Raw genomic sequence first — 14,878 nt, 5'->3', positions numbered from 1 at the left:
GACCGGATTGCTGTGATGAGGAGGAGTGGTCGCGTTCTTACTCATCGACGGGAAAGGCCCCTACCGGCTTCGCGGAATCATCTCGCAATGTTTCCGGAATTACCTTCTATTGGCTCGCTTACCGCTGCAGGACTATGGGGCACTCATGGCGCTCCCAATACCTGGGGGCCCTAGCAGCGGTGCTTTATTTCATGGAAGAACACCTTTATATCCGTGGCCAGGTGGCCGGCAAGGACATTGACTCGAGTCGGCTGGCGGACTTTCAGATCAAGGGGGATGCGGGGGACCGGGCGCTGATCGATACATTGACTGACGCCCTGTCGACCGCCATCCGTCGGGAGACTGTCCGGTATGAAATGCCCGATACGTTCGATCTCCCTGAGCATTGCATGTTGTGGCAATGGCTGGACGTTTACCTGAAGGCCATCCAGCACTCGGAGTTTCGGGCCTGGGCCGTTCAGCGCCATCTGGACTTGAGCAGCCTGCGGGTGCGGGGCGGGACTTTGTACGTCAATGCCGTCGAGGGTGGTGTCACGACTCCAAGCGTCATGGCACTGCACGATGACTCGGGGTGGTGGGGCGTGGCTGACCCCATCACCGCCGTTGTGCAAATCATCGACCCCGCCGGCGTTGATCCCTTCGGTATTCGAGATCCATCGACGGCCTCCAATCACGTGTTTTCCCTGCGTGCGGCACTGGCGTTCTACGGCTATCCGCTGCCAGCCAATCGGCCTCAGGCCCACGTCATGGTTGACGAGTTACGACGGCTGTCCGGGTTTCCCGTCATCGATAGCAGTGGCCATATTTCCACGTCTGTTTCGGTGGAGCAGGCGGAACAGGCCCAAGACTGCGTGAAGCTGGCCACCGAGTTGGGCAGAGCCATGCAGGACCAGCTCGCGAGCAATACGGATTACGATTTTGTAGAAACCTATCGGAGGCGAATCAAGCTTGATTCCGGCTCGATGCTGGCCCAAACGATGAATTCGGCGCTGCGTGTGCTGCAAGGCCTGAGCATTAAATTGAATGTGGGGAGAGCGTCCGCGCCGACCGGTTACTATTTTTCCCGGATCGAGCAAACGCTGATGGAGATCGACCGTTTTGCGGTCCCGAAGCCAGTCGCCGCCGACAGGCTCTCGGCGCCGCAAGTGGCTGGGGATTTTAGCGAGCTTGCCGCGCAGGCCGAGAAGCTGGGTTCTGACGTTCATCCGGATGGCTGTTTCAGCCTTGCTTTCGTATTGGCGGCCTATGAGCTGGAAGCTCCGACTGATGCAGCCGAAGTCAGGGCGCTGATCCTGTCCCTTGGCCAGTCAACAGAGTTGTCGACACCCTATGTCCATGCGTCGGCACATTCCACGGCGGCGCTGCTCAGGCATCGGCGTTACATCGGTTTGCTCAATAACCGCTATTGGATGGGCTTCGAACTCGAAACCTTGAGCAGTGGTAAAGCGGACACCGAAACAGTCTCGACAGCCGCCCCGAATGTTTCCATCGATCCTGATTCGCCGCTGGCGGAACTCACGGAGTTTGGCCGCAAAGAGCTGTTGGCGGTGATGGAGAGTGATGAGTTCAGAAGAATCAGGACTGCCGAGAAGATAGATCCTGCCGGACATGTTCTGGTGAGTGGTTCCGGTTATGTCGGGGCCTGGCGACTGGACGGCTCCTGGGCCGATCTGGACCACGCCGTGAGGGCTGTCGCCGTGCTCGCCGACAAGTTCAAGTCACTCGCCCTGATTGCCAAGCGAGCGGGTGGAGCCTTGCGATCCAGCGGCGAGGTCACGCTGGAGCAGATGCTGAAGTTCTACAGCTTCGGGGCCCCGGTCACGGCGCTGCAAGCCCGCAGCCTGGCGCAGCGATTGCGGGCGATTCCTCTGCGGCCGCGCTCGTCCGTTGAGTACTGGAATGCGCTGGGTGGGATGTTCGCCTCGGTGTCGTCGCCATTGTTGGCTCGCCGCCTGCAGATCATCGAAGAGCCCGAGCATTTCATGCCCAGGATCGGAACGTCGTTGTATTACTGGTCCGCCCTGAAGAGGGTTGAGGTGACGGTTGTGCTTTCAGCGTCGCAGCGCCAACAAGTACAGGCCGCGGCCGTGCAGTTCATGGCCGGGCGCGAGGGCGTGTTGTTCGACTACCTTGCAGAAACTGTCGTCAGGGGGAAAACCGGAGAGAGTGTGCGGGCCGAGGCTGATCTATTGTTCTCGCAAATGCTCGCTGGGCCACGGGCGCAAAAACTGGCCGGTTTGCTGACCCGAGCCGTGACCTGGCAAGGGGAGCAGGCCGCGCATGCAATAACCCGCGCCGGTCGCCACTCGCTGGTGCTGGCTGCCGTGATCCTCAGCCTCGACCCGCAGGCGGGTCAGAGCAGGAACCGGATTGCCGGGGTCGACCTGGCCGATGAGCGATTTTGGGCAGACAGCTATGGCAATTTGTTACGCAGTGTCGAGACGTGGCTCAAGTCTCACTGCACGATGAGCGCTGATGCTGCACCGCTGGCGGCCCACCTGTTGTTCAGTGGCATTGCGCCCGAGTTCCTGGTGCGTGACATTCCGGAGCAGATGGCCTACATGACGGGGCTGGTGTGGGTGCATTTCAAGCACTGCGTCGCCTATCTGGAAGGGAAGTACCCCGGATCGTCTCGGCGCCTGACGTTCGGGAACATCATGAGCGGGGACAAACTGCGGTCCATGAAGCCGGAGTACTGGAGCCTGAAGGAATTCACCGGCCCGGTAATCGACTGGGCGAGTGCCAATGGCCTGTTGCCGAAAAACAGGGAGCTCTTTACCGATGCTGAATTTGCCACGGCGAAAAGGGCGTTGCTGACGCAATTTGATGCGCTTGAAACAGCCATTGCCTCCTTTCATCGGGTAGTCGTCACTCGCAGAGACCTGGCGTTGGCTGATCTGCGCCGGGTTTATCCGGGCAACGAGGTGCTGGAGCAGAAAGTCCTGGCCCGACTGCCGGTTGATTCGCAAGGTTCGCGAGAAACCGGGGCCGAGCAGGAACTGAGCGTGCAAAAGGCTTCGTTGCTCGATTTGCACCTGTCCGGGCAATTGGCCTCGGCTTCGAATAGCTGGTACTCCACGAGCGGCAGCCTCAATTACTCGCTTATGGCGGAGCGTTTTCATTTGCTGGGCGACGTCAACCGGTCGTACGGCGAGGTATTCGTCACCCAGGAAGCAGAGCTTTGGTCTGCCTACGCCCAGGCCCTTCGCTACTGCGTGTCGTTATTGTCGCTGAGTCATCGCAAGCGCCTGGAATATGGAGCGTTGACGCTATTCGGCGTGAGCCAGTCGGAGGCTGGCGCAGCGACGAAAGGGCGTTTCGGCATCGTAGTACTTTGTCGGCATCCGGCCTTTCCCGATTGTACTTATGAGTTTTTCCCTGGGCAGTTGATGATCGTCGAGCGGACGGACTTGAATGCCCAGAGTCTGTTAGGGGTTACCGAAACGGTGTCCGGCCAGGCGTCTGCGAAAAGTTTGCCGCCAAGGCCTCTGCCTCTTGACTGGGCAGCCTATGACAAGGGAGAACTGCCCAAGCCAGACGTGACGTCTACGATTATCCTGGAGGCGTTCGGTCACTTTGCGCCAGCCACCGCTCAGGCATCTGCTGATGCCAATGTGTTGACCGTGCCGCAAACCCTGACGTCATTCAGAATCCGTAGCCTCGTCTCTGACATTCTCAGCAACACTCTGTTTGCGGCGAGCTTGGGGTTGCGTGCATCGGCAGGTAGCGCGATCAGTCTGGAGGAGGCCATCAGTGGTCGTGATCCCTGGGCTGACTATCTCCAGCGCGCGGCCAGCCATGAAGGCATTCAGGTGTAGCTCACTGGCGGGAAACGCGTAAGGCAGAAACAACAAAGCCGCTCGAAAGCGGCTTTGTTGGTCTGGATCACATCTTAATGCTGGTTGGCCAGCTTGTGTTCCAGATAGTGGATGTTGATTCCACCTTTGCAGAAGCCTTCATCGCGGACCAGATCGCGGTGCAGCGGGATGTTGGTCTTGATCCCGTCGACCACGATTTCGTCCAGCGCATTGCGCATGCGCGCCAGGGCTTCGTCACGGGTTGCGCCGTAGGTGATCAGCTTGCCGATCAACGAATCGTAGTTCGGCGGAACGGCATAGCCACTGTACAGGTGCGAATCGACGCGAACGCCGTTGCCGCCTGGAGCGTGGAAATGCTTGACCGTGCCTGGGCTCGGCATGAAGGTTTTCGGGTCTTCGGCGTTGATCCGGCATTCAAGTGCGTGACCGCGGATGACAACGTCTTCCTGGGTGTACGACAGCTTGTTGCCAGCGGCGATGCTGAGCATCTCCTTGACGATGTCGATGCCGGTGACCATTTCCGAAACCGGGTGCTCAACCTGAACGCGGGTGTTCATTTCGATGAAATAGAACGCGCCGTTCTCGTACAGGAACTCGAAAGTGCCTGCGCCACGGTAGTTGATGTCGATGCACGCCTTGACGCAGCGAGCGAGGACTTCAGCACGAGCCTTCTCGTCGATGCCCGGTGCCGGCGCTTCTTCGAGAACCTTCTGGTGACGACGTTGCAGCGAGCAATCGCGGTCGCCCAGATGGATCGCGTGACCCTGGCCATCGGAAAGTACCTGGACTTCCACGTGACGTGGGTTGGTCAGGAATTTTTCCAGATAGACCATCGGGTTGCCGAACGCCGCGCCAGCTTCGGAGCGGGTCAGTTTGGCCGAGGAGATCAGGTCTTCTTCTTTATGCACAACGCGCATGCCGCGACCACCGCCGCCGCCAGCGGCCTTGATGATCACCGGGTAACCGACTTCACGGCCGATGCGCAGGGCAGTTTCTTCGTCTTCCGGCAGCGGGCCGTCGGAACCCGGAACGGTTGGAACACCGGCCGCGATCATGGCGTGCTTGGCCGATACCTTGTCGCCCATCAGGCGAATGGTGTCGGCTTTCGGGCCAATGAAGGCGAAGCCGGAGTTCTCGACCTGTTCGGCGAAATCGGCGTTTTCCGCGAGGAAACCGTAGCCTGGGTGAATGGCGGTAGCGCCGGTCACTTCAGCGGCGGCGATGATCGCAGGGATGTGCAGGTAAGACTTTGCAGCCGATGCCGGACCGATGCAGACGGATTCGTCCGCCAGACCCAGGTGCATCAGCTCTTTGTCAGCCGTGGAATAAACGGCGACGGTCTTGATGCCCATCTCTTTGCAGGCACGCAGGATCCGCAGGGCGATCTCACCGCGGTTGGCGATCAGAACTTTTTCCAACTTCGCAGTCATCAAAGTCTCTCCGCGGTTCAAACGATGGTGAACAGCGGTTGGTCGTACTCAACCGGCTGGCCGTCTTCGACGAGGATGGATTCGATCACACCGCTGGTTTCAGCTTCGATGTGGTTCATCATCTTCATCGCTTCAACGATGCACAGGGTGTCGCCTTTCTTCACGGTCTGGCCGACTTCAACGAAGGACGGCGAGGATGGCGAAGACTTGCGATAGAAAGTGCCGACCATTGGCGAACGGGCAACGGTGCCGTTCAGTACGGGTGCGGCTGGAGCAGCAGGAGCGGCGGCAGCAACCGGAGCAGCGGCAACAGGTGCCGGGGCCGGAGCGTGCATTGGCGCTGGAGCGTAGTACTGCTGAGCCGGGGTCTTGCTGTGACGGCTGATGCGTACGGACTCTTCGCCTTCCTTGATCTCGAGCTCGTCGATGCCGGACTCTTCCAGCAATTCGATCAGTTTCTTAACTTTACGGATATCCATGAATCATCAACTCCCAAGGGTCGGTCAGGGGCGTTTAGCTTGTGTATCAAGCTGTTCCAGGGCGGCCTCCAGGGCCAGTCGATAACCGCTGGCGCCAAGGCCGCAGATCACTCCCACCGCAACGTCGGAGAAGTAAGAGTGATGGCGGAAAGGTTCGCGTTTGTGCACGTTAGACAAATGCACTTCGATGAATGGGATGCTCACCGCCAGCAGCGCGTCACGTAATGCGACACTTGTGTGCGTAAAAGCTGCTGGATTAATCAGAATGAAGTCCACACCTTCGCTGCTGGCAGCGTGGATGCGGTCGATCAATTCGTACTCGGCGTTGCTTTGCAGGTAGAGCAAATGATGACCGGCTTCACGGGCACGGCGTTCCAGGTCCTGGTTGATCTGCGCCAGGGTGGTCGCCCCGTAGACGCCCGGTTCGCGGGTGCCGAGCAAGTTCAGGTTGGGTCCGTGCAGAACCAGTAGCGTCGCCATCTGCTGTTCCTTGTTATCTGTGTGCAATTGTCAGAACCCGGCGACTATGCCGCAAAGCCTTTGTGACTGTCCAGTTCTATGCAATAGCCAGCACGATGGCCGATGTTTGCGCGAAATATATGACCGAGTGATTAAATCCGGTCATTCGCTTTGCCGACACGTTCGGCGAAGTCTTGCGCATTGATCTCGCCGATCACCCGCACATCGGTACGTTCGGCGCCATCCTTGCCGAAAAACATCAGCGCGGGCGGACCGAACAGTTTGTAGCGGTCGAGCAGGGCGCGTTGTTCGGCATTGCTGGCGGTGATGTCGAAGCGGATCAACCGATAACCCTTGAGGCGTTCGATGACTTTCGGGTCGTTGAGCACTTGGCGTTCGATGACTTTGCAGCTGATGCACCAGTCGGCGTACCAGTCCAGCAGCAGCGGGGTGCCGGACGATTTTGCTTCGGCGAGGGCGCGGTCAAGATCGGCCGGAGTGCTGACTGTTTGCCAGGCACTGGTGGCTTGCGGTTTGCTGGCAATAACAGTTCTTCCAAGCGGGTTCAGCAAGTCGCCCTGGCCGCTGAAAGCGCCATACCAGCAAGCCATCGCATAAAACAGCAGGAACAGGCCGAGCAATTGCCCGAGGCGTTTTCGCGGCGGTTTATACACAAATTCCAGCGCACCAAGGAACAGGCCGACGCCCCCCCACAGCAAACCCACCAGCAGCAACGTCACCTGGCCCGGCACCACGCGGCTCAGCAAACCGATAGCCAAGGCGAGCAGCAACACGCCAATGGCGTTTTTCACATAGACCAGCCATGGGCCACTTTTCGGCAGCCAGGCCGCGCCGCCGGTGGCCACCAGCAACAGCGGCGTGCCCATGCCCAGGCCCAGCACAAACAGTTTCAAGCCACCGCCCAGCGCATCACCGCTGGCGCTGATGTACAGCAACGCACCGGCCAGTGGCGCCGAAACGCAGGGCGACACCAACAGGCTGGAAACCACGCCCAGCACCGCAGCGCCCCACAACGAGCCACCTTCGGTGCGACCGGCGATTCGGTCCAGTCGATGGCTGATGGCGTGGGGCAGTTTCAGTTCAAACACGCCGAACATTGCCAGCGCAAACACCGCAAAAAACGTCGCGAACGGCACCAGCACCCAGGCCGATTGCAGGCGGGCCTGAAGATTGAGCTGCGCACCGAACATCCCCATCAACGCGCCGAGCAGGGCGAAACACGCGGCCATCGGCAGCACATACGCCAACGACAGATTGAAGCCGCGAAGCCCACCGATCTGCCCGCGCAGCACCACACTGGAGAGGATCGGCAGCATGGGCAACACACACGGGGTAAATGTCAGGCCCAAACCGGCGAGGAAGAACAGCGCCAGTTCACGCCAGCTCCAGCTCGCCGTCGTGGGGGCAACTTTGTCGGCGATCACCGCGCCGCTGCCATCGACGCTCAAGCGCTCGGTTTCCGGCGGATAGCACAGGCCTTTGTCGGCGCAACCCTGATAGGTCACTACCAACGTGAACGCGCGTTGATCGGTACGCGGCAGTTCTACATCGAGAATCCCGTGGTAAACCTCGACGTCGCCGAAGTATTCATCGTGCTTCTTTTCACCGTCGGGCAATTGCGCCGCGCCGAGGGCCACATCGGCTGGATCGGCGCGAAACTGGAAGCGGTGCCGATAGAGGTAGTAACCCTCGGTGGCGACGAAACGCAGCTTGATCGATTGCGGCGTGCTCTCTACCAGGCTCAACTGAAAGGCTTCGCGCACCGGCAGGAAATCGGCGCTGTTGTTGATCGAGCCCAATGTCGAACTGGGCCGACTGTCCAGCAACCCGGTGGCGGAGGCCGGCAGGGCGAGGACTAACAGCAGCAGGCAGAGCAAACGGCGCATGACAATCTCGCGTATCGGACGTGGAGGGCATGATAGCGGACAGCGACGCGGAATGCCCCGCCACACTGATCGTTCCCACGCTCTGCGTGGGGGAATGCAGCCCGGGACGCTCCGCGTCCCAACAGCGGACGCAGAGCGTCCATTGAGGCATTCCCACGCGGAGCGTGGGAACGATCAGTGGGGCGGGCTATCAGACGCGGAAGGCTTGAACTGCCGTGTGAAGTCGCCCGCCCAGCACCAACAGATTCTCCCCCTGCTCACGCCCCTCACCAATCCGCAGCAAGTTATCCCCACCCAACTGGTGGATCCGCTCACTGTGATCGCGAATCTCACTGACTGCACCGCTCTGCTGGGCGGTGACATCGGCAATGCGCACCGCCGTGTCGGCAATGGTCTGGATCGCATCGACGATCTTATCCAGCGCACCGTCAGCCGCTTGCGCCTGATCGGCAGTCGCTTCGGCGTGTTCGACCTGGGCGCGCATGCCTTCCACCGATTGCCGCGCTGCGGTTTGCAGGCCGGCGATCAAGGTCTGGATCTCGGCCGTGGCGCCGGCGGTACGTTGCGCCAACGAGCGAACTTCCTCGGCGACCACCGCAAAACCACGGCCCATTTCCCCCGCGCGAGCCGCTTCAATGGCTGCGTTAAGTGCCAGCAGATTGGTCTGGTCGGCAATCGAGCGGATCACCGTCAGCACGCCGCCAATGGTCGCCGACTCTTCGGCCAGATGCTCGATCATCTGCGCGTTGCCCTGCACTTCGCCCACCAGCGCATGCAGCCCGGTGAGGCTCAGGCCGATCACTTTTTGCCCGTGCTCCACGGCCAACCCGGCATTGCGGCTGGCGTCGGCAGCCTGGCTGGCATCGCCGGCCACTTGTTGAATGGTGGCTTCGAGTTCGCCAAGGGAGTCGCGGATCAGCGCGGTGTCGCCGGCCTGATGCTGGGCGCCGCTGTGCAGGTCGTTACTCAGCTCGGCCAGGGTCCGGCTGCTGCCGGCGACCTGTTCGGCATTCAGGCGAATAGTCCCGACCAAGTCCACCAGATAAGCACGCAGGCGATTGAGCGAAGCTTGAATGTCATGCAGTTCGCGGTTGGTCTTGCCCAGTTGAATGTCCTGGCTGAAGTCGCCTTCGGCCCAGGTCGATAGCGCCGGTGCCAGGTTAGTCAGGGTCCGGGCCAAACGGCGCTGCAAGGTATCGATGAGCAGCGCGATCAGCAGAATCAGGCCGATCATCAAACCTTGCATCAAGCGCACTTCGCCCTGGATCTGCCCGTGCTGGGCGCGCACCACTGGCTCCAGGCCGGCGATGGCTTGTTGCACCGCGGCGATTTTCAGGTGCGTGGCGGCGCTCAAGTCGGCTCGTTTTTGAATCTGGTCGCGGGTGCGCGCCAGTTCCGCCGGGTAGCGCGTCAGCAGACTGTTGAGTTCGCGCTTGAGGCCGACGCCGGCATCTTCGGCCACGGCTTTCTCGGTGTTCTCCAGGCCCATTAGCGAGGCGAAGTCATCGGTGTTCGATTCGCTGCTGCCGGTCACACCGAGCAACGGCAAGGCGTCCAACAACGCTGCCTGGGCGCGGATGTTGGCGACTTCGCGCTCGACATCGACGGCCAGTTCACTGCGACCGCTGCTGACCAGTTTGTCCCGGGCCAGGGACAGCTTGCCCAAATGCTGGGAGGCAGCGAGTAACGGCGTCAGGTAGGTTGAATTGGCGCTGGCGTATTGGCTGAGTTGGTCGAGGCTGGCGCCCAATTCGCGCTCGGCTTGCAACAACAGCGCTTGCGGGTCTCCGGCGAGTTTGCCAGCAGCCAGCAGGTCGGTCTTGCTGAATTCTTCAAGGCTCGACAGGCTCGGGCGCAAGGTCTCGGCCAAGGCCGGCGGCAGTTCGCTGAGTTCTTTTTGCAAACCGTCGATGGCTTGGCCAGCGCTGCTCAAGCGCAGGGCATCGCCGCTGGACAGGTAGTCCTCGACGTTGCGCGCCACTTCATTTTGAAATTGCTGGGACAAACCCAAGTAGCGCTCCATCAACAGATAAGGGCGCTCCAGGGCTTTTTGCGACCACCACAGCGTGGCGCCGAGGGCGACGCACACGGCGACCAGCAGGAGGGTATTGAGGTTGGTCAGCAGCTTCAGGCGCATAACGGGTCTACCAACGGCAGAATGGTAAGCGCCTGAATTTATTGCGTTTGTATTACAGGGTTATGACCGACTCGGTGGATTCCGATGAAAAAGTGGCACTTTGCTTTGACGCCCGCGCGGCTTGCACGCGGTTGCGTCCGGCGTCCTTGGCGCGGTACAGCGCCTCGTCCGCCTGGCTGGCCATCATCAGGCTGTCGGAATCTTCCCGCAGCTCGACCACCCCGGCGCTGAAGGTGCACCAAAGGTCCTGGGGCTGGGCCGGGTAGTGAATTTCGGCAAAGCGCTGACGGATTTCGTCGAGCACCTTGTGGGCCGATTCGACATCGGTGTCGGGCATGACAATGGCGAACTCTTCACCGCCGTAACGGCCAATGAAGTCGGTCTTGCGCAGCCGTTGCTTGAGAAACAGCGCCAGACTCTTGATCACCCGGTCGCCCATGGGGTGGCCGTGGCTGTCGTTGACCCGTTTGAAATGGTCGATGTCGAGCATTGCAAAGCTGAGCGGCTTGTTCTCGCGACGGGCGCGGAACGAGCAGTCCTCGAGCAATTGCAGAATGTGCGTGTGGTTGTACAGACCGGTGAGGCTGTCGCGGACCATCCGCGCTTTCAGGTTGCGCGCACGGGCGGCGCGGTTGCGCACGGTGGTGATCAGGTGCCGGGGCTTGATCGGCTTGGTCAGGAAGTCATCGCCGCCTTCGCTCATGGCGTCGAGTTGCTTGTCCAGGTCGTCTTCGGCCGACAGATAAATGATCGGCACGCTGACGTAACGGTCGTTGTGGCGGATCACTTTGGCCAGTTCCGTACCGGTGCAGGCTGGCATGTACATGTCGAGGATGATCAGGTCGGGCTGGAAATCCGCCAGTTCGGCCATGGCCTGGATCGGTTCGATCAAGGTCCGCGTGACGATCCCGGCGCTGTTGAGCAGGCGCTCGGTGTGCAAGGCCTGGGCGCGGGAGTCGTCGATGATCAACACTTTGTAGGGTTCGTACTGGGCGACGCAGGTCAGGACTTCGATTTTCTCCAGCAGGCTCGAGGCTTCGAGGGTGCCGGTGAGGAATTCCTGGCCACCGGCGCGCACGGCGGCGAGGCGGGTCGGGGTGTCGGTTTCGAGCAGGCTGAAAAACAGCAGCGGCAGCGGTTCGTCGAGGCCGACCTGGGCTTCGGCGGCAAGTTTAAGACCGATGCCGGGGCCGCTGAAGTCCACGTCCATGACAATCGCCGCGGGCAAGCGCTCGACCATCGAAGAGCGAAACGCCGACACGCTGTCCAGGGATTGGGCGCTGAGGCCGAAGAATTCCAGTTGTTTGGCCAACCGCTCGGCGCGATCGTGATCTTGCAGCATCACGTAGATCGGCTTGCGCAGCGGCGGCAGGAAAGTCTGGTCCAACTGATCGCCGTGACGCAGGCCGGTGCGGGACAGGCGTTGCATCAAACGGTTGAGGTCAGTGATCAGGCCGCTGCTCAGGCGTCCGCGATTGGCGTCCACCGCTTCCAGCGACTGGCCGATGTGGCGCGCCAGTTGCGAGTGTTCCGGCTGTTCGAAGCGCTCGGCAAAGCGCAGCAGGCGCAGGTTGGCCTCGCTCAGCTCGGATAAATCGGTGGTGGACCACTCGCTGCGTTGCAGGCGCTGCCATATCTCAAGAATTTGACGTGCCTGATGAATTACCCGCTGGGCAAAGTGGTGCTTGAGGCGCTCACGGCTGGGGTCTTCTGGCTCGGTCATATCCTGACTACTAGTTAGGGTGCATGCTGAGGTCGACTGGTGGCTCTATGCTAGCACCTCTTTTCAATCACATGAGTGTCGTACGTCAATAATCTGCAAAGCGACCTCATTCAGTTCCTGACCAGGCGGTCGAGAACGATCCGTGTAGCAGCTGCCGAAGGCTGCGTTCGGCGGCGAAGCCGTCGTGAAATCAGACAACGCGGTGTTTCAGGAAAATCTCGCGCTCAGGTTTTACGACGGCTGCGCCGCCGAACGCAGCCTCGCGGGCTCGGCAGCTGCTACAAGGCTGTGCTTCATTTATAGTGGCGCCTCGATCGCTGCGATTGTATGGCACGCTGTTTCGCGCAGGATTTAGGCGCGGCAAAAAGCGGCACGATGGCGTAGGGTTGTGGTCGAACCGATGAACTCAAGTGATTGAAAGGATATCGCCATGCTGGACTGGAAGAACCGCGCGGGCAGCGCACCTGAACGTGCCGCTGAACCGAAATCGGCCACCCGCAGCTACGTCAGCGGCCTGTTGTTCAGCCGGGCGCTGGCCACCCTGATTGCCATTTACCTGTTGGTGACCATTGGCCTGGGCTGGTACTGGAGCGAAGAGCCTGCGCTGTTTCCGGTCCAGCAAAACGCCCAGGTCGCTGCCGAGCAACAAGGCAAGCAAATGGTCGTCGGCTACACCACGGTGGAAACCCTCAAGACCGTTGCCGGTACCTTGCTGACCAAGCCGGGCGGCTACATTTCCAACGACCGCTTCCCGCCGGGCCTGTGGATGGACAACATGCCGAGCTGGGAATATGGCGTGCTGGTCCAGGTCCGCGACCTGACCCGCGCCCTGCGTAAAGACTTCGCACGCTCGCAGTCGCAATCGGCGGAAGACTCGGACCTGGCCAAGGCCGAGCCGCGTTTCAACTTCGATAACAAGAGCTGGATCTTGCCGTCCAGTGAGTCGGAGTATCAGGAAGGCATCAATTCCCTGAGCCGCTACCAGGCGCGCCTGTCCGATCCGTCGCAGAAAAACGCGCTGTTCTACGCCCGCGCCGACAACCTGAACAACTGGCTGGGCGATGTCGGGACCCGTCTGGGTTCGCTGTCGCAACGTCTGTCGGCCAGCGTTGGCCGGGTCAAGCTCAACACTTCGCTGAAAACCGAAGTGGTGGTGCCAGGCCAGGTACCACAGGTTGACGAAGAAATCGTCGAAACCCCGTGGATGCAGATCGACAACGTGTTCTACGAAGCGCGCGGCCAGGCCTGGGCCTTGTCCCACCTGCTGCGCGCCATCGAAGTCGACTTCGCCGACGTGTTGGCGAAGAAAAACGCCACGGTCAGCGTGCGCCAGATCATTCGTGAACTGGAAGCCTCGCAAGAGCCGGTCTGGAGCCCGATGATCCTCAACGGCAGCGGCTTCGGGGTCTTGGCCAACCACTCGCTGGTCATGGCCAACTACATTTCTCGGGCCAACGCGGCGGTGATCGATTTGCGTCAACTGCTTAACCAGGGCTGAGTCATGGTCGATAACGCCAGGGAGGCCGCCCATCGCGCGGCCTCGGATGCCGAACAGATCGCCTGGGTCGACGAGCAGGACAACCTGCTCGGCGGCCTGGTCCGCCGCGACTTGCGCGAACGCGGGCTGATCGGGCGCGGCACCTACATCATGCTGTTCAACTCGGCCGGTGAACTCTGCGTACACCGGCGCACCCTGAGCAAAGCCATTTATCCCGGTTACTGGGACGTGGCGGCGGGGGGCATGGTGCAGGCGGACGAGAGTTACGCCGAGTCAGCCGCCCGTGAGCTGGAAGAAGAGTTGGGGGTGAGCGGTGTGGAACTGACCGCCCATGACCATTTTTTCTTCGAAGACACCGGTAATCGCCTCTGGTGTTCGGCGTTTTCGGCGGTGTGGGACGGCCCGTTGATCCTGCAGCCGGAAGAAGTGCTTGAAGCGCGCTTTATTCCGATCGATCAGGTGATGCTGGAAATTACGCAAAAGCCTTACTGCCCGGACTCTTTGGCCGCGTTGAAGCGTTATCTGCGGGCTCAGCAAACCGACGTCGCAAAACAGCTATAAATTGGCGCCGATTGGCTCTTAGCAAGTCGGCTTTTTGCCGTTACACTGCGCGACCTTTTCAAGCTGAACCGACATTGCTCTTTGTAGGAGCGAAGCTTGCTCGCGAAGACGGCGGCACATCCGGAATGGATGTACCTGACACACCGCTTTCGCGAGCAAGCTTCGCTCCTACAGGGTTTACCGGTTCAGTAGCGCTGCCCCTGCCTGAGTGGGGCTTCGCGGTCGATGGCGCCTGCCCAGGTTGCCGCGGCCAGTCTTTGTCCTCCCAAGAGGATTGCCGGTGGCCAAAAAAGCCGCATCCTTCGCCGCCCTTGGTGGCCTGGTATTTTCCACCGACGCAGGTCGTCATTGCCCGGATTGCAGCCAACCGGTGGATGCCTGTATCTGCAAACAAACCGTGATCCCGGCCGGCGACGGCATTGCTCGCGTGCGTCGCGAAAGCAAGGGCCGTGGCGGCAAGACGGTGACCACCATCACCGGCGTGCCGCTGGCCCTCGATGCGCTCACGGCCCTGGCGACCACGTTGAAGAAGCGTTGCGGCACCGGTGGGGCGTTGAAAGACGGCATCATCGAAATCCAGGGCGATCATGTCGAGCTACTCTTGGCCGAGCTGATCAAGCTGGGTTTCAAGGCGAAGAAGTCCGGCGGCTAGCAGCTTCTGTGAAAACCACCCTCGGCTTGACCCGGTCCTGACAGCAGGCCTGGCGTCGCCCACATGGTTTTCACAGAGCCTGTTCTGACTGGTTTCTAAACTCACTGCGCTCAGCGAGGTCTATCCCCTCGTTGACGAACCGTCATTTTCATTCTTTAGACTGCGCCGGCCTGAACCCAGGCGACGCTCTATGACTTCTTTATAGGGGACTTCA

General features: G+C 60.6%; 10 protein-coding genes. 4 read left to right on the top strand and 6 right to left on the bottom strand.

The window, feature by feature from the left end; genetic code table 11:
• Positions 1-191 precede the first annotated feature (191 nt).
• Positions 192-3,818: a hypothetical protein gene (locus tag HKK53_RS17145; protein WP_169371807.1), complete on the top strand. Its 3,627-nt coding sequence runs from the start codon at positions 192-194 to the stop codon at positions 3,816-3,818.
• A gap of 74 nt (positions 3,819-3,892) precedes the next feature.
• On the opposite strand, the gene accC is transcribed toward HKK53_RS17145, so the two are convergent.
• The 6 genes from accC to gcbA form a co-directional block, all read right to left on the bottom strand.
• Positions 3,893-5,248, bottom strand: coding sequence for an acetyl-CoA carboxylase biotin carboxylase subunit (accC, locus tag HKK53_RS17140; protein WP_054044025.1), 1,356 nt, complete (start codon positions 5,246-5,248; stop codon positions 3,893-3,895).
• A gap of 17 nt (positions 5,249-5,265) precedes the next feature.
• Positions 5,266-5,727 (bottom strand): acetyl-CoA carboxylase biotin carboxyl carrier protein, encoded by a 462-nt coding sequence (gene accB, locus HKK53_RS17135; protein WP_054044024.1) that lies wholly within the window; start codon positions 5,725-5,727, stop codon positions 5,266-5,268.
• A 24-nt stretch (positions 5,728-5,751) separates the two neighbouring features.
• Positions 5,752-6,207, bottom strand: a complete 456-nt coding sequence (aroQ, locus tag HKK53_RS17130; RefSeq protein ID WP_169371806.1) for a type II 3-dehydroquinate dehydratase — start codon at positions 6,205-6,207, stop codon at positions 5,752-5,754.
• Positions 6,208-6,338: 131 nt separating this feature from the next.
• Complete coding sequence (locus tag HKK53_RS17125) at positions 6,339-8,093, bottom strand: protein-disulfide reductase DsbD (RefSeq protein WP_169371805.1); 1,755 nt, start codon at positions 8,091-8,093, stop codon at positions 6,339-6,341.
• A gap of 190 nt (positions 8,094-8,283) precedes the next feature.
• Complete coding sequence (locus HKK53_RS33025) at positions 8,284-9,327, bottom strand: methyl-accepting chemotaxis protein (RefSeq protein WP_429528427.1); 1,044 nt, start codon at positions 9,325-9,327, stop codon at positions 8,284-8,286.
• Positions 9,328-10,282: 955 nt separating this feature from the next.
• Complete coding sequence (gene gcbA / locus HKK53_RS17115) at positions 10,283-11,953, bottom strand: diguanylate cyclase GcbA (RefSeq protein ID WP_123510785.1); 1,671 nt, start codon at positions 11,951-11,953, stop codon at positions 10,283-10,285.
• Positions 11,954-12,383: 430 nt separating this feature from the next.
• Here gcbA and HKK53_RS17110 point away from each other — a divergent pair, with 430 nt between their 5' ends.
• The 3 genes from HKK53_RS17110 (at position 12,384) to HKK53_RS17100 (ending at position 14,664) form a co-directional block, all read left to right on the top strand.
• Positions 12,384-13,451, top strand: a complete 1,068-nt coding sequence (locus HKK53_RS17110; protein ID WP_149660676.1) for a DUF2333 family protein — start codon at positions 12,384-12,386, stop codon at positions 13,449-13,451.
• Between the two features lie 3 nt (positions 13,452-13,454).
• Positions 13,455-14,012 carry an NUDIX hydrolase gene (locus tag HKK53_RS17105; RefSeq protein ID WP_169371803.1) on the top strand — a complete coding sequence of 186 codons (558 nt, stop codon included), beginning with the start codon at positions 13,455-13,457 and terminating at the stop codon, positions 14,010-14,012.
• A gap of 280 nt (positions 14,013-14,292) precedes the next feature.
• A complete protein-coding gene (locus HKK53_RS17100) occupies positions 14,293-14,664 on the top strand; it encodes a translation initiation factor Sui1 (RefSeq protein ID WP_169371802.1) in 372 nt (123 codons plus the stop codon).
• Positions 14,665-14,878: the final 214 nt, after the last annotated feature.

Source organism: Pseudomonas sp. ADAK7, from assembly GCF_012935675.1.
GTDB lineage: Bacteria > Pseudomonadota > Gammaproteobacteria > Pseudomonadales > Pseudomonadaceae > Aquipseudomonas.
Note: the sequence above shows the minus strand (reverse complement) of the source record. Positions and strands in the feature narration are given on the sequence as shown.